The following is an 18,976-nucleotide window of genomic DNA, read 5'->3' on the forward strand; positions in this document are numbered from 1 at the left end:
AGACTCCCGATGTGATGGCTGACGCAGCTTTGATGATGCTCAGTTTGATTGAGGCTCGCAAGCACGATGCCTCATGCCTCGGATGCAGCCTTGTCGCTTGATCGGATTTGCGCTTAGGCGGTGCCGATCAAAATGCCGACACCGAGCACGATGGCGCCGCCGAGCACGATCTGGAATACCGCCTGCAGGAACGGCGTGTCCATGTAGCGCGCGCGGATATAGGCGATCGCCCACAATTCGAAGAACACCACGATGCAGGCGATCGCGGTGGCAAACCAGAACGCGTTTGGCCAGGAGTCTGGCACCAGATAAGGCGCGGTGTGGCCGAGGCCGCCGAGCGTCGTCATCAATCCGCAGGTGAGGCCGCGCAGCCATGGCGAGCCGCGCCCGGTCAGCGAGCCGTCATCGGATAGCGCCTCGGCAAACCCCATGCTGATGCCGGCGCCGATCGACGCGGCGAGGCCGACCAGGAAAGTCTGCCAGTTCTGATGGGTAGCAAAGGCGGCAGCGAACAACGGTGCCAGTGTCGAGACCGAGCCATCCATCAGCCCGGCGAGTCCGGGCTGGACATATTGCAGCACGAACATGCGTCGGCGGGTCCGGTCCTCTTCGGCGCGCACATCGGGCTTGAGGATATCGCCTGTCAGTTTGGCGGCGAGGTTCTCGTGGTACTTTTCCGCCTCGGCGAGATCGCCGAGCAGGCGGCGCACGCCGACGTCCTCGGCCTGCTCGGCGGCCTTGGCGTAGAAGCGCTCGGCCTCGAGCTCCATGGTCTCGACTTCTCTGCGGATGGTGTCGAGCGACAGGTTCTTGGTCAGCCAGATCGGGCGCCGGCGCAAGAATCCCTTCACGTCCTCGCGGCGGATCGGCGGCAGATGCGGACCGAAACGCTGCTCATAGAGCTCGAGCAGCTGGTGCCGGTGGCCGCGTTCCTCCTCGGCCATCTGCTCGAAGATCCTGGCGGAGTCCGGATAACGCTCGGCGAGGTCCTCCGCGAAGGTCATGTAGATGCGGCTGTCCTCCTCCTCGGAGGAGATCGCGACCGCCAGCACTTCGCGCTCGGTCAGATCGGCAAAGTTCTTCACGGAGCCGCCTTCCAACATAGTTTAGAATTATTCTAAACTAGATAGGAGGCCTTGGCTACCGCGTCAATCACCTTCCGCCGTGCGCGTTTCGCAGAAACGTGAGCAGCAGCCGGCCGACCTCTGCCGGCTGCTCCTGCTGCACCCAATGGCCAGCGCCGTCGACCAGATGACAGCCGATCATGTTGGTGCAGGCCTTCGACTGCATCGCCTCGAACACGCCGGGGCGCTGGTAGGTGCCCCAATCCTGCCGGCCCGAGATGAAACAGGAGGGCACATCGATGGTGCGGCCCGACCATGTCTGCAATTCCGGGACGAATGCGCCTGACGTGCCGCAGCGATACCACTGCAAGCCGCCCTGAAAACCGTTGCGCGCGTATTCGGCGCTGTAGAACGCAAGCTCGTTATCCGGCAGCCATTTGTTGGCGGCGATCTCGGCGGCCGACGGCATTTCCTTCGCGACAGTGGCCGCCATGCCGTCGGCGAGATCCATGATGTAATAGGTCGGCAGCTTCGCCAGGTCGCCGGCGGACCAGGACTGCAGCGGATAGGGCTTGTTGTCTTTCCAGTCCGCGCTCTTGTGGTGGTAATAGGCGCGCAGGAAATCATGCACGCCCTGCGGCGCGCGGTGCATGTCGGCATTGGCCTCACGCGTCGAATAGTACCATTGGTAGTGCTTGCGCGGTCGTGGCAGCGCGGCGAGCTCGCGATGCACCGGGTCCTCTGATGCAGGCGTCGCGGGCGCGTCCGCGGTGTTGAACGGCAGCGAGGGCGGACCGCCGAACGGCGCGCTCATCATCGTCACCGCCCGGAACACATCCGGCCGGATCAGCGCGCACCAGGCCGCGACCGAAGAGCCGAAATCGTGCCCGATCACGGCATCGACGCTTCTGTAGCCGAAGGCCGAGACCAGCCCCAGCGCATCGCGCACCAGATTGGGGAGGCGGAACGACGCGAGATCGCCGTCATAGTCGCCATCCCAGCCAGTCGTGCGCCCATAACCGCGCTGGTCCGGCGCGATCACGTGATAGCCGGCCGCAGCCAGTGCCGGCATCACCTTGCGCCATGAGAACGCCAGTTCGGGAAAGCCGTGCAGCAGCAGGAGACAGGGCCGTCCCCTGGTTTCGAAACCGGCCTCGAGCACATGCATGCGCAGGCCGTTGATATCGTCGACATAGCGGGAGCGAATGCCCGCGGGGAGCGGGATGTCGGGGAGAGTATTCATGGCGCTTTCATCCACGTCTTCTTGATGCCGCGCGACTGTAAAGATGTGGATGCGCGGGACAAGCCTGGCGTCGACAAACTCGCTGTCGTCCCGGCCAAGCGAAGCGCGGAGCCGGGACCCATACCACAAATGTTCGTGTTGCGGAAAGCCGTGGCGGCGGTACGTGCAGCAACGCGGGCCGGTGGTTATGGGTCCCGGCATTCGCCGGGACGACAAGAAAGTTACGCTCTCGCCGGCTTCGGCCAATAGCGGTCGCGCAGATGGCGCTTCACCAGCTTGCCGGTCGGCGTGCGCGGGAGTTCGGCCTCGAAATCGATCGAGCGCGGGCATTTGATCGCGGACAGCCGCGACTTGCAGAAGACGATCAATTCGGCTTCGAGCTGCTTGCCGGCCTTCGCCATATCGTGCGGCTGCACCACGGCCTTGACCTCTTCGCCCATCTCCTCGTTCGGTACGCCGAACACCGCGACGTCGGAGACGTCAGGATGCGTGATCAGCACGTCCTCGGTCTCCTGCGGATAGATGTTCACGCCGCCGGAGATGATCATGTAGCTCTTGCGGTCGGTGAGATAAAGGAAGCCGTCCTTGTCGAGATAGCCGACATCACCGAGCGTCGACCAGCCCTTGGTGTTATAGGCGCGCTTCGTCTTCTCCGGATCGTTGTGATAGGTGAATGCCGGTGCATCGGCGAAATAGACCGTGCCGATCTCGCCAACCGGCAGCTCCTCGTCGTTCTCGTCGAGGATCTTCACCTTGCCGACGACAGCGCGGCCGACCGTGCCGCGGTGCTCCAGCCATTGCTGCGAGGTCGACACCGTGACGCCGTTCCCTTCGGAGCCCGCGTAGTACTCGATCAGGATCGGCCCCCACCACTCGATCATCTGCGCTTTCACGTCGACCGGGCAGGGTGCCGCCGCATGGATCGCGCCCTTCAGCGAGGAGACGTCATAGCGCCTGCGCACTTCGTCGGGCAGCTTCAGCATGCGCACGAACATGGTCGGCACGAGCTGGGACTGCGTCACCTTGTGCTTCTCGACCAGCTTCAGGAATTCCTCGGCGTCAAAGGATTCCATGATGATCGAGGTGCCGCCGAGCACGATCGCCATCATGTTGAAGCGCAAGGGAGCGGCATGATAGAGCGGCGCCGGCGACAGATAGATGCTGTCCGCGTTCATGCCGCACATCTCGGCGCACAGCACCCGTAGGAACGGGTTCGGCACGTCGATCGAATTGCCCTCGAACTGTTTCTTGATGCCCTTGGGCCGTCCGGTGGTGCCGGAGGAATAGAGCATGTCGTAGCCCGCGACCTCGTCCTTGATCGGCGTGGTCGGCTGCACGATCGCTTCCTTGTCGAACGAGCGGAAGCCGGGCAGCGGCTCATCCATCATGAACCATAGCGGTTCGTCCGACCCGCCCTTGACCAGGCCCGTCACCTGCTCGGCGCATTTCGGTGAGGTGATGAAGAGCTTGGCGCCGCAGTCCTTGATGATGTAGGCGATCTCGTCCTGCTTCAGGTAGCGGCTAATCGCGGTGTAATAGAGGCCTGCGCGCTGCGCCGCCCAGCAGATCTCCATGAAGGCGAGCCGGTTCTCCATCAGGAAGGCGATGTGGTCGCCGGCCTTCAGCCCGAGCGAGCGGAACAGATGCGCGCCCTGGTTCGAGAGCTCGTCGAGCTCGCGATAGGTGATCGCCTTGCCGGTGCCGGCCATCCGGTAGGCGATCTTGTCCGGATGCGTGCGCGCGTGGATCGAGGGGTGGGTCACAGGCGTTTCCTTGAAAGATTTCTTCTGTCGTCCCGGCCTTGCGTGCCGCGGCGAAGCCTCTTTGGCGTAGCCGGGAGCCGGGACCCATAACCACCGATCGTGGTTTGGAATTGGGCTGGAGCCCCAGCCGGGCATAACCACGAAAGCCTGTGGTTATGGGTCCCGGGTCAAGCCCGGGACGACACCGTTTGTGTGGTGACTACGGTGAACGATCGAACGCTTACAGCCGTTCGACGATCGTCACATTCGCCATGCCGCCGCCTTCGCACATGGTCTGCAGGCCGTAGCGCTTGTCGCGCTGCTTCAGCGCGTTGATGAGCGTGGTCATCAGCTTGGTGCCGGAGCCGCCGAGCGGATGGCCGAGCGCGATCGCGCCGCCATTGACGTTGAGCCTGGCCGGATCGGCGCCGGTGGTTTTCAGCCACGCTGTCGGCACCGAGGCGAAGGCCTCGTTGACCTCGAACAGGTCGATGTCGTCGATCTTCATGCCGGCCTTCTTCAGCGCCCGTTCGGTGGCGGGCAGCGGCGCCTCCAGCATGATCACGGGATCATGGCCGAGCATACTCATGTGGTGGATGCGCGCCAGCGGCTTGACGCCGAGCTGCTTCAGCCCCTTCTCGTTGACGACGAGCACGCCGGAGGCGCCGTCGCAGATCTGGCTCGAGCTCGCCGCCGTCAGCTTGCCGTTCTCGGCGATCAGCTTGACGCCCCTGATGCCGTCGCGGCTGACGTCGAAGCGGATGCCTTCGTCGATGTGATGGGTGTCGGTGGTGCCGTCGGCGCGGGTGATCTGCACCGGCACGATCTCGTCCTTGAAGTTGCCGGCCTGGGTCGCGGCAATCGCGCGCTGGTGGCTATTGTAGGAATATTCATCGAGCTCGTCTTTGGAGAGGCCGTATTTCTCCGCCATCATCTCCGCGCCGGTGAACTGGCTGAACATGATGTTCGGGTAGCGCTTCTCGATGTTCGGGCTCTTGTAGTAGCCGAAGCCGTTCTTCTGCGGCAGCGACGAGGCAAGGCCCATCGGCACCCGCGTCATCGACTCCACGCCGGCGGCGATCACGATGTCCATCGAGCCGGACATCACGGCCTGAGCCGCAAAGTGCAGAGCCTGCTGCGAGGAGCCGCACTGCCGGTCGATCGAGGTGCCGGGCACGCTTTCCGGCAGCTTCGAGGCCATCACTGCGTTGCGCGCGATGTTGTTGGACTGCTCGCCGGCCTGCATCACGCAGCCCATGATCACGTCCTCGATCTGCGCGGGATCGGCGCCGGAGCGCTCGACCAGCGCGTCGAGCACGGTCGCGGCCAGGTCGGCCGGATGCCAGCCGGCAAGGCGCCCCCCCTTGCGGCCGCCGGCGGTGCGAGCGGCGGCGACGATATAGGCCTCGGCCATGTCTTATCTCCCTTAAGTGTTCTGGATGGGCGTTTCGAAGATGGCCGGATTAAAAGGGCGGCAATGGATTTAGTCAATCAATCAATTAACTCTTGAGGTCGGGCGCGGCATCGGGTTATCTGCCCGACGGACCTTCCTGGCAGGCTCATGGCATCAGAGTTGAACACCACCATACCGACGCGACTTCCGGCGGGCAGGAACCCGACGGCGGAGAAGCTGCTGATTGCCGCGAGCGAGTTGATGATCGAGCGCGCCTCGATCGACGTGTCGCTGTCCGACATCGCGCAGAAGTCCGGCGTCAATGCCGCACTGGTGAAGTACCACTTCGGCAACAAGGACGGCCTGCTGCTGGCGCTGCTCGCGCGCGATGCCGCAACCGAGATGTCGCAGCTCGAATATCTGCTGGCGCAGCCGATCTCGCCGACCGCAAAGCTCCGCCTGCACATCACCGGCATCATCCGCGCCTATCACCAGTTCCCCTATATGAACCGGCTGATCCACTATTTGCTGCATGAGAGCAACGCGGAGGCGGCCGACGAGGTGTCGAAATTCTTCATCGCGCCGCTCTTGGATTTCCATCGCCGCCTGCTCGACGAAGGCGTGCGGGCCGGCGAATTCCGCGAGGTCGATCCGGTGCTGTTCTACACCAGCCTGATCGGCGCCTGCGACCACCTGTTCTTCGGTCGCCACGCGATGTCGCGCGCAACCGGCGTCGGCCCGGTCACCGACGAGGTCTGCCGCGAATACATCAAGCATATGGAAGCGCTGATCTTCGGCGGCATGCTCAATCCGTCGACCCAGAAAGGTGTTGCGGCCGAGTGACCAACTGAGTTCTGGAAGTCCCAAGCCTCGAGTTCCAAGTCTAGAGAAAGAAACGCCCAAGGAAAGGTTGTATCCATGCGGTTGAAAGATGTTGCCGTTCTCATCACCGGCGGTGGCTCCGGCCTTGGCGCCGCCACCGCGCGCGCCATGGCCGCGAAGGGCGCCAGGATCGGTGTGCTCGACCAGAACAAGGAGAACGCCGAAAAGGTTGCGGCCGAAGTGAAGGGCGTGGCGCTTCATGCCGACGTCACCAGCGAGGAGCAGGTCAAGGCCGCGATCGCCAAGGCGGAAGCCGCGCATGGCATTGCCCGCGTGCTGATGAACTGCGCCGGCATCGGCGGCTCGCAACGTGTGGTCGGCAAGGACGGCGTCTATCCGCTGGAGAAGTTCACGCGCATCATCAATGTCAATCTGATCGGCACCTTCAACGTGCTGCGCCTGTTCGCGGAGCGGCTCGCCACCGCGCAGCCGATCGGCGAGGAGCGCGGCGTCGTCGTCAACACCGCTTCGGTTGCGGCGTATGAAGGCCAGATCGGACAGATCGCCTATTCCGCCTCGAAGGGCGGCATCGTCGGTCTAACGCTGCCTGCGGCGCGCGACCTCGCCAGCCTCAAGATCCGCGTCAACACCATTGCGCCCGGCATCTTCTTCACGCCGCTCCTGATGGGTCTGAACGAGGAAGCGCGCAAGAGCCTCGGCGCGCAGGTGCCACATCCGGCCCGCCTCGGTGAGCCCGATGAATATGGCGCGCTCGCGGTGCATATCGTCGAGAACGCGATGCTCAACGGGGAAACCATCCGCCTCGACGGCGCCATCCGCATGGCTCCGCGGTAAGGCGATCGCCTCTTCCCTTCTCCCCTTGTGGGAGAAGGTGGCGCGGATGAAATCCGCGCCGGATGAGGGGTTCTCTCCGGCTGGCAACCCCTCACCGTATCGAATGCACGGTTAAAGCCGGTGCAGCCCTCTCCCATAAGGGGAGAGGGCGCAGCAATCGGCATCGCATCGGCGGATGCAGGGAGCATCGCGTGACCCAACCGCTTCTGATCGAACATCACGACGGCGCCGATTGGGTGACGCTCAATCGTCCCGAGAGCCTGAATGCGCTCGATCCGTCGCTGATCGATGCGCTGAATGTCTATTTCCAGAGCCTGCAGCGCAACCGCGACACCCGCGTCGTCGTGCTGAAAGGCGCCGGCCAGAACTTCTGCGCCGGCCTTGACCTCAAGCACGCGATGCAGCGGCGCGCCGGACAGCAGGAGCCGCCCGGTGTCACCGAGTCGCTGGACTCGCAGCGGCGCATCGCCGACATCGTGATGCTGATGCGGCGCTGCCCGCAGCCGATCGTCGCGCTGATCCAGGGCGCTGCCGCCGGCGGCGGCTTTGCGCTGGCGCTCGCTTCCGATATTCGCATTGCCACCAAGTCGGCGCGGATGAATTGTGCCTTCATCAAGCTCGGCCTCGGCGGCTGCGATATCGGCACCAGCTACTTCTTGCCGCGCCTTGTCGGCGTCTCCGTGGCATCAGAACTGATCCTCACCGGCCGCTTCATCGGTGCGGAGCGCGCGCTTGCGGTCGGGCTCGTCTCGGAGGTGGTCGAAGAGGGCGCGCTTGACGTGGCGGCCGAGCCTTACGTCGAGGCGATGCTGACGGCTTCTCCGGTGGGTTTGAGGCTCTCGAAGGAGTGCCTCAACATGAGCGTCGATGCGTCCTCGCTGGAAGCGGTGATCGCGATGGAAGACCGCAACCAGGTCCTGTGCAGCCGCTCGGAAGATTTTGCAGAAGGTATCAGGGCCTTTCTCGAAAAACGAAAGCCTGTGTATATCAGGCGATAGCAACGAAAGATCCGCAAAGGACAAGAATTCCGGGAGACGCAAAATGAGTGGGAGTGCAGCCGCGGTGCTGGAAAAGCCCGGCTTTCGCAAGATCGAATGGCTGCCGCGTGACATCGCTGTGGAGCGGCGTGAGGATGGCGCGATCATTTTGAAGTCGCGTATTCCGCTCGGCCCCTACGAGACGCACATTCCTGCGTCGCTTGCGAAATGGGCGAGGGAGGTGCCGGAGCGCACCTGGCTCGCCCAGCGCACCGGCCCGGAGCGACATTGGCGAAAGCTGTCCTACGCCGACGCCAAGCGCGCGGTGGATGCGCTCACCCAGGCAGTGCTGAATCTGAAGCTCGATCCCGGCCGCCCGGTCGCGATCCTCTCCGGCAATTCGATCGAGCATGCGTTGATGACGCAGGCAGCGATGCAGGCGCGGCTGCGGGCAGCGCCGGTGTCGCCGGCCTATTCGCTGATGAGCCAGGATCATCTCAAGCTCAAATATCTGTTCGACCTGATCAAGCCCGCCGTGGTGATGGTGCAGGACGGCCCGACCTTCGAGAAGGCGTTGCGCGCGCTCGATCTCGATGGCGTCGCCGTCATCCACGTCGCGCGCCCTTGCGAGGGCATCAAGAGCGTCAGCTTCGCCGAGCTTGCGGCGACGCCCGTGACCGACGATGTCGAAGCCTCGATCGCGCAGATCACGCCGCAAACGGTTGGCAAGCTGCTGTTCACCTCGGGTTCGACCGGCATGCCCAAAGCCGTCATCAACACCCAGGAGATGATGTGCGCCAATGCTGCGATGATGATGCAAGTGCGGCCGCGTGATCCGAACGGGCCGCTTGCAACCTATCTCGACTGGATGCCGTGGAATCACACCATGGGCGGCAACGCGCTGTTCAATCCGGTGCTGATCGACGGCGGCACGCTCTATATCGACGACGGCCGGCCGATGCCCGGCCAGTTCGACGAAACCATCCGTAACCTGCGTGAGATCTCGCCGACCTACTACGCCAACGTCCCGGCCGGCTACGCCGCGCTGGCGGCGGCGATGGAAAAGGATGACGTGCTGTGCCGCAGCTTCTTCAGGAATCTCTCCGTCATGGCCTATGGCGGCGCGCGGCTGCCTGACGATCTCTACGACCGCATGCAGGCGCTCGCGGTTCGCACGACCGGCGAGCGCATCGTGTTTTATACCGGTTGGGGCTCGACCGAGACGGCGCCGACCTCGACCGGCACCTATTGGGACACCGAGCGCGTCGGCCTGATCGGGCTGCCGTTCCCCGGCGTCGAACTGAAGATGGTGCCGTGCGGCGCGAAATATGAATTGCGCCTGCGCGGCGTCAACGTCACACCCGGCTATTTCGGCCAGCCCGAGCTCACCAGATCGGTGTTCGACGAGGAGGGGTTTTACTGCATCGGCGATGCCGGCGTGTTCGTCGACCCTGAGGATCCCGTGCAGGGCATCATCTTCGCCGGACGCGTCGTCGAGGATTTCAAGCTCACCACCGGCACCTTCGTGCATGTCGGCTCACTTCGCACCGACGCCATCGCCGCCGCGACGCCTGTGGTGCATGACGCCCTAGTGGCCGGGCAGGATCGCCCGTTCATCGGCCTGCTCGCCTGGCCCAATCTTCACGCCTGCCGCCAGCTCATCGGCGATTCCAACGCTACCTTCGAAGAGGCTGTGAAGCATCCGGAGGTGATCGCCTGTTTCAGGCGCGGGATCGAAGCGCACAATGCTTCCGTCGCCGGCGCCAGCAGCCGGCGCATCTCGCGCGCGATGCTGATGGTCGAGCCGCCCTCGATCGACGGCAACGAACTCACCGACAAGGGCTACATCAACCAGCGTGCCGGCCTCGAGCGCCGCGCGGCGCTGGTGGAGAAGCTCTATGCCGACACACCCGACGCAGATGTGATCGTACTGCAATGACAATCAACCCTCTCCACTCGTCATTCCGGGGCGATGCGCTAGCATCGAGCCCGGAATCCATTTCTCCGCTCGCGCACGCGCCGCGATGGATTCCGGGCTCGCGCTTCGCGCGCCCCGGAATGACGGCAAACAGATGACTGCAGAAAAAGGGTAAGCCGCCATGAATTTCGATTTCTCCGACGAACAGAAGCAGATGCGCGACGAGGCGCGGAAATTCCTCAGCGAGCAATGCCCGCCGAAAGCGGTGCGCACTGTGCTGGACGGCAAGGCGGCTTACGACAAGGACCTCTGGAAAGGCCTCGCCGAGATGGGTTTCCTCGGCGTCGCGATCCCCGAACAGTTCGGCGGCGCGGGCGCGGGCCATCTCGAACTCTGCGTGATCGCGGAGGAGATGGGCCGGGCGCTGGCGCCGGTACCGTTCTCCTCGACCGTCTATCTCGCGGCCGAAGCCTTGATGCTCGCCGGCAGCGATGCGCAGAAGCAGAAATGGTTGCCGAAGATCGCGAGCGGCGAAGCGATCGGCACGCTGGCGCTGTTCGAGGGCAAGGGCAATCCGTCGCCAAAGGCGATCAAGCTGACTGCATCCAGCGGTGCGCTCAACGGCACCAAGAAGCCGGTGCCGGATGGCGCCATTGCTGATTTCGCTGTCGTTGCCGCGCGCACCGGTTCGATCGGGCGTGACGCCGATATCTCGCTGTTCCTGGTCGATCTGAAGGCCAACGGCGTCGAGGTCAAGGACTTGACCAACATCGATCCGACCCGCGGCCAGGCCGAACTCACCTTCACCAACGCCAAGGCCGAGCCGCTCGGCGCCACTGGTGAAGGCTGGGGCATCATCACCCAAGTGCTCGACCGCGCCGCGGTGCTGCTCGCGTTCGAGCAGGTCGGCGGCGCCGACCGCGCGCTGGAGATGGGGCGCGATTACGCGCTGGATCGTATCGCCTTCGGCCGTCCCATCGGCTCGTTCCAGGCGGTCAAGCACATCCTCGCCGACATGTATGTCTCGGCGACCTTGGCGCGCTCGAATTGTTATTACGGCGCCTGGGCGCTCTCGACCAACGCCGCGGAATTGCCGGAGGCGGCGGCTGCCGCGCGGATCAGCGCGACGCAGGCGTTCCAGCATTGCGCCAAGAACAACATCCAGGTCCATGGTGGCATGGGTTTCACCTGGGAGTTCGATTGCCACATGTATTACCGGCGCGCCAACGCCACCGCGCTCGGTCTCGGCAGCCTCTCCTATTGGGAGGATGCCCTGATCGACCGCATGCGCAAGAAGAACGCGGCTTGAGCAGCTCGAGGGACCACGTCCATGAACTTCGACGACACTCCGCAGGAAGCCGCGTTCCGCGCCGAGGCGAAAGCCTGGATCGCGGCGAACGCGCCGAAGCAATATGAGGAAGAGCTGCGCAAATCCTCGCTCGGTCGCACCCAGCTCAAGGATGCCAACATCCTCGAGGTCGCAAAGGCCTGGCAGAAGAAGAAGGCGGATGCCGGCTGGGCCTGCCTGCACTGGCCGAAGGACTATGGCGGCCGTGGCGCCTCGCCGATCGAGCGCGTGATCTGGCAACAGGAGGAGGGCGCGTTCGGCAAGCTCTCCGCGATGTTCATCATCGGCCACGGCATGTGCGGCCCGACCATGATGGCGTTCGCCCGCGAGGAGCACAAGCGCCACTATTTGCCGCCGCTGGCCTCCGGCGAGAAGATCTGGTGCCAGCTCTTCTCCGAGCCGGCCGGCGGCTCCGATGTCGCAGGCCTGCGCACCCGCGCGGAGAAGAAGGGCGACGAGTGGATCATCAACGGCCAGAAGATCTGGACCTCAGGCGCGCATTATTCCGACTACGGCATCCTGCTGACCCGCACCGATCCGACCGTGCCCAAGCACAAGGGCCTCACCATGTTCTTCCTGGACATGAAGAGCCCGGGCGTCGAGGTGCGGCCGATCAAGCAGGCGAGCGGACAGTCCGACTTCAACGAAGTCTATTTCACCGACGTCAAAATCCCGGATCATCAGCGGCTCGGCGAGGTCAATGACGGTTGGAACGTGTCGCTGACCACGCTGATGAACGAGCGCATGTCGATCGGCGCCGGCGTCGCAACCGGCTTTCCCGAGCTGTTCGACTTCTGCAACAATCTGATGCTGGAAGATGGCCCCGCGATTGAAGACCGCAGCGTTCGTTCAAGGCTGGCCCACTATGCCGTCAAGGCGAGCGGGCTGAAATATACCAGCATGCGCGCGATCTCGGCGTTGTCGAAAGGCGAGCGGCCGGGCCCGGAGAATTCCATCGGCAAGTTGGTGGCGGGCTCGATGATCCAGGAAGTTGCGATGTACGCGCTCGACCTGCAGGGCGCCGCCGGCGTATTGAGCGGGCCGGAGGATGCGGAACTCGCCGGCAAGTTCCAGGCGATGCTGCTGCGCGCGCCCGGCACCCGCGTCGAGGGCGGCACCGACGAGATCATGCGCAACATCATCGCCGAACGCGTGCTTGGCCTGCCCGGCGATATCAGAGTCGACAAGGACGTGCCGTTCAACCAGATACCGACCAAGGGCCGCGTATGAAGACCCTCATCCTGAGGAGCCGCGCGAAGCGTGGCGTCTCGAAGGATGCAGGCCGGGCTGGGGCCTCATGGTTCGAGACGGCGCTGCGCGCCTCCTCACCATGAGGGGCGAGTGACGAGCAAGAATAGAGATTGAGAGGTGCGCCAATGAATTTCGACGATACCCCGCAGGAGGCCGAATTCCGCGCCACGGCGCGCAAATGGATCGACGCCAATGCGCCGAAGGAACTCGAGGCGGAGCTCTCGAAATCCTCGCTCGGCCGCATCCGTCTTGCCAATCACGACATCGTCGAGGTCGGCAAGGCCTGGCAGAAGAAGAAGGCCGAGAGCGGCTGGGCCTGTCTGCACTGGCCGAAGGAATATGGCGGCCGCGGCGCGACACCGATCGAGAAGGTGATCTGGCAGCAGGAGGAGGGTGTCTATGGCAAGCTCACGCAGCCGTTCCAGATCGGCGAGGGCATGTGCGGGCCGACCGTGATGGCGTTCGGCAGCGAGGAGCACAAGCGCCGCTATCTGCCGAAACTCGCCTCGGGCGAGGAGATCTGGTGCCAGCTGTTTTCCGAACCGGCCGGCGGCTCTGACGTTGCAGGCCTGCGCACGCGCGCGGAAAAGCAGGGCGACAACTGGATCATCAACGGCCAGAAGATCTGGACGTCAGGCGCGCACTATTCCGATTACGGGCTTTTGATCACGCGCACCGATCCGAGCGTGCCAAAGCACAAGGGGCTCACCATGTTCTTCCTGGACATGAAGAGCAAAAGCGTCGAGGTGCGGCCGATCAAGCAGGCCAACAGCATGCAGGAGTTCAACGAGGTCTATTTCACCGACGTGGTGATCCCGGACAGCCAGCGGCTTGGCGCGGTCGGCGACGGCTGGAACGTCTCGCTGACCACCTTGATGAATGAGCGCATGTCGATCGGCGCGCGGCTTGCGACCGGCTTCCCCGAGATGTTCGAGTTCTGCGCGAATTTGATGACGGACGACGGCCTTGCGATCGACGATCCCGCCGTGCGTTCCAAGCTCGCGAATTGGGCCGTGAAGGCGAGCGGGCTGAAATACACCAGCTACCGCGCGATTTCATCGCTCTCCAAGGGCGAGCGGCCGGGGCCGGAGAACTCGATCGGCAAGCTCGTCGCCGGCACCATGCTGCAGGACATCGCGACTTACGCGATGGATCTGGAAGGCGCCGCCGGCGCGCTCACGGGTGCCTCGGAAGAAACGGCGCATGGCCAGTTCCAGCAGATGCTGCTGACCTCGCCGTCGATGCGGATCGCCGGCGGCACCGATGAGATCCTGCGCAACATCATCGCCGAACGCGTGCTTGGCCTGCCCGGTGACATCCGCGTGGACAAGGACATGCCGTTCAACAAGATCCCAACCAAAGGACGCTGACCATGGATGCAAAGACGCCAAGCCCGCGTTACACGACGGAAGATCGCATCGGCGTGCTCGAAGAGCTCTTGAACGAGCGCTACTCGGTGCGCGCCTTCCTGCCGCGCGAAGTGCCGCGGGAGATCATCGAGCATGTGCTTAACGTGGCGCAGCGCACCGCGTCCTGGTGCAACAGCCAGCCCTGGCAGGTCCTGATCGCGAGCGGCGAGGCCAAGGAACGCTTCCGCAAATCGATCTATGCGGAAGCTGCTTCCGGCGCCAAGGACGACCATGATTTCGCGCCGCCGCGCGAGTATGTCGGCGTCTATCTCGAGCGACGTCGCGAAAGCGGCTTCCAGCTCTACAACACGCTCGGTATCCCGCGCGGCGACAAAGCCGCTTACGCAAAACAGGCGCTGGAGAATTACAATTTCTTCGGCGCGCCGCATGTCGCCATTATCCACACCAACGAGCCGCTCGGCATCTATGGTGCGATCGATTGCGGCGCCTACGTCTCCAATTTCATCCTGGCCGCCCAGGCGCTCGGGCTCGGCACCATCCCGCAGGCCGCGCTTGCCCGCCATTCCGGCCTGATCCGCCGGCACTTCAATCTGCCCGACGACCGCCGCGTGGTCTGCGGCATCTCGTTCGGCTACGCCGATCATGGCCACAAGGTGAACAGCTATCGCACCTCGCGCGCGAAGATCGCGGACGCCGTGACGTTTCTGGACGAGTAGCCTCTTCAGGTGGCTCTCACCCTCGCCTTTCAGGGGAGGGTGAGCACCTTCTAAAACTTCGGAGGCCGCTTCTCGGCGCGGGCCTTGATGCCTTCCCGGATCTCCGGGCCGCGCAGGCTTTCGCGGTGGCGGCGGTCGGCGCCTTCCTCGTCCAGCTTGCCGCGGGCGAATTCGTTGATGGCCCGTTTCATGCCGGCCATCGCACGAGGCGCATTGGCGGCGAGGATGCCGGCGAGCCGGTCGACCTCCTCGTCCAGCGCTTCCTCCGGCACCATGGCGGTGAGATAGCCGATCCGCAGCATCTCCGGCGCGCTGATCTTCTGCCCGGTCAGGAACAGCATCTTGGCGTTGTCGAAGCCGAGCCGCGTCACGTAGCGCCTGATCCCGCTTGGGTAATAATGGAGGCCGAGCTTTGCCGCAGGCATGAACATTTCCGCGGTGTCGACGCCAATGCGGAAATCGCAGGCGAGCGCCAGATCGGTCGAGCCGCCATAGACGCCGCCGTTGATCCGGCAAATCGTGGGCACGCCCAGATCCTCAAGCCGGTTCGCCACGCCTTCGAACGCGGAACCGGTGCTCGGCTCTTCGCTGGTCGCGCTGGCGCGGGCCGCCACCGAATTGAGATCGTAGCCGGCGGAAAAGGCGCGGCCGGTGCCGGTCAGGACCAGCACGCGGACGGCGGGATCGGCTTCGACGCGGTCGAATAATCTCGTCAGTTCGACCAGATCTTCGGCCTGCAGCCTGTTCATGTGCTTCGGACGGTTGAGGCGGATGGTGGCGCGGGCGCCCGAAATCTCGAGCTGCGGCGGGGTTGCGGTCTCTGCCGCGTCAGACATGGTTTGCTCCATTATTGGTTATCCAGCTCGCGCCGCCTGGGCTCGGTCTTTCCGTCGATCGTCTCGGCACGTTCGGGCCTGTTGGCTGCTTCGCGGACGTGGTAATCCACGCCCGTCGCCGGAAGGTGCCTTTCCCTGCCAGGCCCGTCAACGACGGCTGGCAAATGGCTGCATTCCGCCTCGGTCGCACCTGTTTGGGCACGCCGGGTGCCCTGGTCAGCGTCCGATTTGCCTGACAAAGTGGTGAGATTGGCGAACAAAAGAGCGACATTTCCCGTATATCAGGGAGAGGCTGCCGTGCGGGGCAGCCCCGGATTAAGAGATCGCGACGACATTCACTGCCTAAAAATTGGTTGGTTTCCTATGGATACCTCACATCTTGCTCAGCACGTAGGGACTGCCGGCGCCTTGTTCGCTTCGATCTTCGTGATCGCCACCACGACGATGCGGACGATGATCCCTTTGCGCGTTTTCGGCATCCTCGCGAACATTGTCCTGATCATCACCGCGATCCCGATCCATAATTATCTGGTTATCATGGTGCAGGTGGTGATGCTGCTGGTCAATTCCTATCGCCTGCACCAGATGCTGCAGCTCGTCCGCGACGTGAGGAAATCGGTCAACAGCGATCTTTCGATGGAATGGCTGAAGCCGTTCATGACCGAGCAAAAGTGCAGCGCCGGTGAAGTCCTGTTCTACAAGGACGAGAAGGCCGACAGCATGTTCTACATCGTCAGCGGCCGCTTCCGCCTGGTCGAGTCCGGCATCGAGCTGCCGGTCGGCGCCATTGTCGGTGAGCTCGGCATGCTGTCGCCGTCGAATGTGCGCACGCAGACGCTGGAGTGCGTCGAGGCCGGCGTCATCCTTTCGGTGAGTTACGATCAGGTCGAGCAGCTCTATGTGCAGAACCCGGCCTTCGGCTTCTACTTTCTCAGGCTTGCCAGCGCGCGGCTGTTCCAGAATATCGATACGCTGGAGCAGCGGCTGGCCCAGCAAGTGACGGCGGTAGAGCCGAAGCCGGCATGACGAGCGAGAGTGCAACCGTGGCGGACGACGACGGCATCCTGTCCTCGTTGCGTTACCTGTTCGCCGACTTCCTCGGCGATGAGGACGGCGCGCCGCCAATCCTGCCCGAGGGATTGCCGGAAAGCGTTGCGGCCGTCGCCCGCGAGGCCATCAACCTCCTGATCGATTACCAGAGCGCTGGCTACGCCCAGCTCTACGTCGACCGTCTGCGGCGCTTCGTCGGCAGGCGCGATGTCGACGAGGCGATGCTGGCAGAGATCGCGCAGTTGATGGCGCAGCGCATGGCCTATGAGGACCCGATCCGGATCGCGCGACTGAAACTGCTCGAGCTTGCCGAAAAGGGTCCGCAGGCCGGATCGGTGGATATCAGGCGATTCCGGTTCGACGAATTGGTCGGCTCGCTGCCGGCCGCCGTCGCCGAGCCGGTGCTCGATCTATTGGAGTGGCTGGGCTGGGCACGAAGGACGGTCAAGGTCCGCTTCTCCACCAAGAACCGGTTCAGCATCCGCCGCCTGAAGCTTGAGGCGGGTCTCAAGCGCTGGCGGTTGTTCTCGGTTCGCTATGCCAAGGAGCGGGTCTGGGTCGAGCGCTGGCTGCATATGATCAACCGCAGCTTGGCCAAGCAGCCGGCAGCCACGCTTGCGGTCATCCGCACGGCAACGATGATCGAGGGCTATGGTGCGAGCTACCGCCAGGGGCTCGCCGACTGGCACACCATCATCGACGACCTCGCCAAGCCCACCTTCGATGGCGTGCTTGCCTTGCCGGACCTCGCCGCTGCGATTGCGGAAGCCCGCGCGGCCGCCATGCCCGATCCGCGGCAGGCGGCACTGAAGCGCAAGATCGCTGAAATCCGCGCCCGCCTGCCGGCCGGCACCAGCGCCGCGGCCGGTTGATTATCGCTGGCGGTCCTCGCGCGACTTCAGCTTCGGCGGTTCGTCATAGCCGCGGCGGCTCGAGTAGAACAGCAGCGCCATCAGGCCGACGCCGATGATCACGGAAAACATGATGCCGATCGCCATGGCCGCATAGCCCTGGCCGGGCATTGCGGCACCCGGCAATGTCAATCCCTCGTAGGCAAACACGCCAACGGCCACCAGAATCGCAAGCAAGACAAGGCTGATCGCCACGCGCATGGTTGCTGCCTTCCTTGTTTGGATAACAAGAACCGGTAGACGTCTTGCGTTCCTGCAAAGGCTGCTATTTCGCGGCGGGAGCCAGTTCGTTGAGCGCCCGTTCCCCGGCGGCGATCAGTTCCGTCAGCGTGGTCTTGCCGCCCTCGGCGGATCTGATGATTTGTCTGGCAATTCTCTTGCGAACCGAATGCCGCTCGCCATGCTGCGTTTGCTCGCAGATCCGATCCAACGCGGCGTTCATGGTCGCCAGGGTCTTCGAATCAAATTTTGCCTCGATCATTTTGCCCCTCCCTGATCTCTCCTCTCACTCACTGCATGGCGGATGGTCAGCATGGCGCTGACATCGAGCACATTCTCGGTCTGCTTGGCCTTTTTCATCAATGCATCGCGCTCGCGCCCGAGCGGGAGCCGGCGCGCGGCGGCGCGTGCATCGCGGGCGAATTTCTGCAAACGGACCTCGAATGGCTCGGTCGGCCGCGATCTGTTTCGCTTCTTCTTCATGCCGCCTCCGATCTGGAAGCGAAGCTAATCTGCAGCCTCGACAGCGTCCTTAACCTATGAAAGCCGGTCAAACCAAAGATGCAAATCTTGGGCGACTGGAACGTTTGCCGCGGCCGAGCGTAAGCCTGTTGCTTCCGCCATCCGTCCCCGGAGGATGGCGGAAGCACTCCGGTGATAAGCCCCGGCGAAAAGGTCGCCGGGGCCGTCGAGGGCATCAGGGAAGCAGCCGATGACACGTTCCAGCCAAGGCATCGTCAGGGACAAGAAGGGCGAGGAGCAGCCTGCCGACAAGCGGCGCGCCCAGACCGCGCACAAGACGGATCCGAACCATTCCACTTCGAAGGAAGCGACGCGCGATCCCAAACTCACCGACGACAACAAGACGCCGGGTTCGGGAATGGGCCCCGACGATAGCGGCGACGCGCCGACTGGATAGCAAAGACGTTGCATCAGTTTGCTGCGGCCCTGCGGCACGAGGGCTGACGCGAATCCGTCACCTATTCGGAGCCACCGTCCAGTTTGGCGACGATGCGAATCCCCTGCCAGACCTCGATCGCGCCGCCATTGAAGTGATGGCGCGCCTTTGCGACCGCGTCTTCGTCCGTCTCGCTTTCCAACTCCATCCGCTCGCGAATGTGGCCGTCGATTCCCAACAGATAGGCCCGGTATTCCTGCATCACATTTCCCCGACTGCACCGCTGCAGATCGTCACAGACAGGGTTTCGCCTGCGCATTAACATGTGGTGGGTGTGCTTGAAGAAACTTGCATTTTGGGCCC

Annotated in this window: 20 protein-coding genes; 11 read left to right on the forward strand and 9 right to left on the reverse strand. The window is 63.6% G+C overall.

What is annotated here, in order from left to right; genetic code table 11:
* Positions 1-113: 113 nt before the first annotated feature.
* From mbfA to I6F35_RS01205, 4 genes are all read right to left on the reverse strand, one after another.
* Positions 114-1,085, reverse strand: coding sequence for an iron exporter MbfA (mbfA, locus tag I6F35_RS01190; protein WP_225115803.1), 972 nt, complete (start codon positions 1,083-1,085; stop codon positions 114-116).
* 67 nt (positions 1,086-1,152) lie between these two features.
* Positions 1,153-2,307 (reverse strand): alpha/beta hydrolase, encoded by a 1,155-nt coding sequence (locus tag I6F35_RS01195; RefSeq protein WP_225115804.1) that lies wholly within the window; start codon positions 2,305-2,307, stop codon positions 1,153-1,155.
* Positions 2,308-2,528: 221 nt separating this feature from the next.
* Positions 2,529-4,070: an acyl-CoA synthetase gene (locus I6F35_RS01200; protein ID WP_225115805.1), complete on the reverse strand. Its 1,542-nt coding sequence runs from the start codon at positions 4,068-4,070 to the stop codon at positions 2,529-2,531.
* 220 nt (positions 4,071-4,290) lie between these two features.
* Positions 4,291-5,463, reverse strand: coding sequence for an acetyl-CoA C-acetyltransferase (locus I6F35_RS01205; RefSeq protein WP_225115806.1), 1,173 nt, complete (start codon positions 5,461-5,463; stop codon positions 4,291-4,293).
* Positions 5,464-5,610: 147 nt separating this feature from the next.
* Here I6F35_RS01205 and I6F35_RS01210 point away from each other — a divergent pair, with 147 nt between their 5' ends.
* The 8 genes from I6F35_RS01210 to I6F35_RS01245 all read left to right on the forward strand — a co-directional run bounded on the left by I6F35_RS01210 (position 5,611) and on the right by I6F35_RS01245 (position 14,699).
* Complete coding sequence (locus I6F35_RS01210) at positions 5,611-6,285, forward strand: TetR family transcriptional regulator (protein ID WP_225115807.1); 675 nt, start codon at positions 5,611-5,613, stop codon at positions 6,283-6,285.
* A 75-nt stretch (positions 6,286-6,360) separates the two neighbouring features.
* Positions 6,361-7,119, forward strand: a complete 759-nt coding sequence (locus tag I6F35_RS01215) for an SDR family NAD(P)-dependent oxidoreductase (RefSeq protein WP_225115808.1) — start codon at positions 6,361-6,363, stop codon at positions 7,117-7,119.
* Between the two features lie 191 nt (positions 7,120-7,310).
* Positions 7,311-8,117: an enoyl-CoA hydratase/isomerase family protein gene (locus tag I6F35_RS01220; RefSeq protein WP_225115809.1), complete on the forward strand. Its 807-nt coding sequence runs from the start codon at positions 7,311-7,313 to the stop codon at positions 8,115-8,117.
* A 43-nt stretch (positions 8,118-8,160) separates the two neighbouring features.
* Complete coding sequence (locus I6F35_RS01225) at positions 8,161-10,035, forward strand: AMP-binding protein (RefSeq protein WP_225115810.1); 1,875 nt, start codon at positions 8,161-8,163, stop codon at positions 10,033-10,035.
* A gap of 160 nt (positions 10,036-10,195) precedes the next feature.
* Entirely contained in the window at positions 10,196-11,323 is a 1,128-nt protein-coding gene (locus tag I6F35_RS01230) for an acyl-CoA dehydrogenase family protein (protein ID WP_225115811.1), read from the forward strand.
* Positions 11,324-11,344: 21 nt separating this feature from the next.
* Positions 11,345-12,592, forward strand: coding sequence for an acyl-CoA dehydrogenase (locus I6F35_RS01235; RefSeq protein ID WP_225115812.1), 1,248 nt, complete (start codon positions 11,345-11,347; stop codon positions 12,590-12,592).
* A 146-nt stretch (positions 12,593-12,738) separates the two neighbouring features.
* Positions 12,739-13,983 carry an acyl-CoA dehydrogenase gene (locus I6F35_RS01240; RefSeq protein ID WP_225115813.1) on the forward strand — a complete coding sequence of 415 codons (1,245 nt, stop codon included), beginning with the start codon at positions 12,739-12,741 and terminating at the stop codon, positions 13,981-13,983.
* A 2-nt stretch (positions 13,984-13,985) separates the two neighbouring features.
* Positions 13,986-14,699, forward strand: coding sequence for a nitroreductase (locus I6F35_RS01245; protein ID WP_225115814.1), 714 nt, complete (start codon positions 13,986-13,988; stop codon positions 14,697-14,699).
* Between the two features lie 50 nt (positions 14,700-14,749).
* Here the strand turns inward: I6F35_RS01245 and I6F35_RS01250 are convergent, their stop codons facing one another.
* Entirely contained in the window at positions 14,750-15,535 is a 786-nt protein-coding gene (locus tag I6F35_RS01250; protein ID WP_225115815.1) for an enoyl-CoA hydratase/isomerase family protein, read from the reverse strand.
* A gap of 363 nt (positions 15,536-15,898) precedes the next feature.
* Between I6F35_RS01250 and I6F35_RS01255 the strand changes: the two genes are divergently transcribed.
* Both I6F35_RS01255 and I6F35_RS01260 read left to right on the forward strand, forming a co-directional pair.
* Positions 15,899-16,561 carry a cyclic nucleotide-binding domain-containing protein gene (locus I6F35_RS01255; protein WP_225115816.1) on the forward strand — a complete coding sequence of 221 codons (663 nt, stop codon included), beginning with the start codon at positions 15,899-15,901 and terminating at the stop codon, positions 16,559-16,561.
* Positions 16,558-17,457, forward strand: coding sequence for a DUF6537 domain-containing protein (locus tag I6F35_RS01260; protein ID WP_225115817.1), 900 nt, complete (start codon positions 16,558-16,560; stop codon positions 17,455-17,457). The genes I6F35_RS01255 and I6F35_RS01260 overlap by 4 nt, the downstream gene beginning before the upstream one ends.
* On the opposite strand, the gene I6F35_RS01265 is transcribed toward I6F35_RS01260, so the two are convergent.
* From I6F35_RS01265 to I6F35_RS01275, 3 genes are all read right to left on the reverse strand, one after another.
* Positions 17,458-17,697: a hypothetical protein gene (locus tag I6F35_RS01265; protein WP_225115818.1), complete on the reverse strand. Its 240-nt coding sequence runs from the start codon at positions 17,695-17,697 to the stop codon at positions 17,458-17,460.
* A 64-nt stretch (positions 17,698-17,761) separates the two neighbouring features.
* The gene (locus I6F35_RS01270; protein WP_225115819.1) at positions 17,762-17,977 is read right to left on the reverse strand and encodes a hypothetical protein; all 216 of its coding nucleotides are present in this window, start codon (positions 17,975-17,977) and stop codon (positions 17,762-17,764) included.
* On the reverse strand, positions 17,974-18,147 hold the full coding sequence (locus I6F35_RS01275) for a hypothetical protein (RefSeq protein ID WP_225115820.1): 174 nt from the start codon (positions 18,145-18,147) through the stop codon (positions 17,974-17,976). The genes I6F35_RS01270 and I6F35_RS01275 overlap by 4 nt, the downstream gene beginning before the upstream one ends.
* A gap of 280 nt (positions 18,148-18,427) precedes the next feature.
* On the opposite strand from I6F35_RS01275, the gene I6F35_RS01280 reads away from it, so the two are divergent.
* Positions 18,428-18,634, forward strand: coding sequence for a hypothetical protein (locus tag I6F35_RS01280; RefSeq protein WP_225115821.1), 207 nt, complete (start codon positions 18,428-18,430; stop codon positions 18,632-18,634).
* A gap of 61 nt (positions 18,635-18,695) precedes the next feature.
* Here I6F35_RS01280 and I6F35_RS01285 read toward each other — a convergent pair whose 3' ends face one another.
* Positions 18,696-18,875, reverse strand: a complete 180-nt coding sequence (locus tag I6F35_RS01285) for a hypothetical protein (RefSeq protein WP_225115822.1) — start codon at positions 18,873-18,875, stop codon at positions 18,696-18,698.
* Between the last annotated feature and the right edge of the window lie 101 nt (positions 18,876-18,976).

The sequence above is a fragment of the Bradyrhizobium sp. BRP22 genome (assembly GCF_020194175.1).
Classification (GTDB): domain Bacteria; phylum Pseudomonadota; class Alphaproteobacteria; order Rhizobiales; family Xanthobacteraceae; genus Bradyrhizobium.

Coding starts and splice junctions, on each gene's coding strand:
- I6F35_RS01195 (WP_225115804.1), bottom strand. CDS start 2,307: ATGAATACTCTCCCCGACATCCCGCTCCCCGCGGGCATTCGCTCCCGC.
- I6F35_RS01205 (WP_225115806.1), bottom strand. CDS start 5,463: ATGGCCGAGGCCTATATCGTCGCCGCCGCTCGCACCGCCGGCGGCCGC.
- I6F35_RS01210 (WP_225115807.1), top strand. CDS start 5,611: ATGGCATCAGAGTTGAACACCACCATACCGACGCGACTTCCGGCGGGC.
- I6F35_RS01215 (WP_225115808.1), top strand. CDS start 6,361: ATGCGGTTGAAAGATGTTGCCGTTCTCATCACCGGCGGTGGCTCCGGC.
- I6F35_RS01225 (WP_225115810.1), top strand. CDS start 8,161: ATGAGTGGGAGTGCAGCCGCGGTGCTGGAAAAGCCCGGCTTTCGCAAG.
- I6F35_RS01230 (WP_225115811.1), top strand. CDS start 10,196: ATGAATTTCGATTTCTCCGACGAACAGAAGCAGATGCGCGACGAGGCG.
- I6F35_RS01235 (WP_225115812.1), top strand. CDS start 11,345: ATGAACTTCGACGACACTCCGCAGGAAGCCGCGTTCCGCGCCGAGGCG.
- I6F35_RS01240 (WP_225115813.1), top strand. CDS start 12,739: ATGAATTTCGACGATACCCCGCAGGAGGCCGAATTCCGCGCCACGGCG.
- I6F35_RS01245 (WP_225115814.1), top strand. CDS start 13,986: ATGGATGCAAAGACGCCAAGCCCGCGTTACACGACGGAAGATCGCATC.
- I6F35_RS01250 (WP_225115815.1), bottom strand. CDS start 15,535: ATGTCTGACGCGGCAGAGACCGCAACCCCGCCGCAGCTCGAGATTTCG.
- I6F35_RS01255 (WP_225115816.1), top strand. CDS start 15,899: ATGGATACCTCACATCTTGCTCAGCACGTAGGGACTGCCGGCGCCTTG.
- I6F35_RS01260 (WP_225115817.1), top strand. CDS start 16,558: ATGACGAGCGAGAGTGCAACCGTGGCGGACGACGACGGCATCCTGTCC.
- I6F35_RS01265 (WP_225115818.1), bottom strand. CDS start 17,697: ATGCGCGTGGCGATCAGCCTTGTCTTGCTTGCGATTCTGGTGGCCGTT.
- I6F35_RS01270 (WP_225115819.1), bottom strand. CDS start 17,977: ATGATCGAGGCAAAATTTGATTCGAAGACCCTGGCGACCATGAACGCC.
- I6F35_RS01280 (WP_225115821.1), top strand. CDS start 18,428: ATGACACGTTCCAGCCAAGGCATCGTCAGGGACAAGAAGGGCGAGGAG.
- I6F35_RS01285 (WP_225115822.1), bottom strand. CDS start 18,875: ATGCAGGAATACCGGGCCTATCTGTTGGGAATCGACGGCCACATTCGC.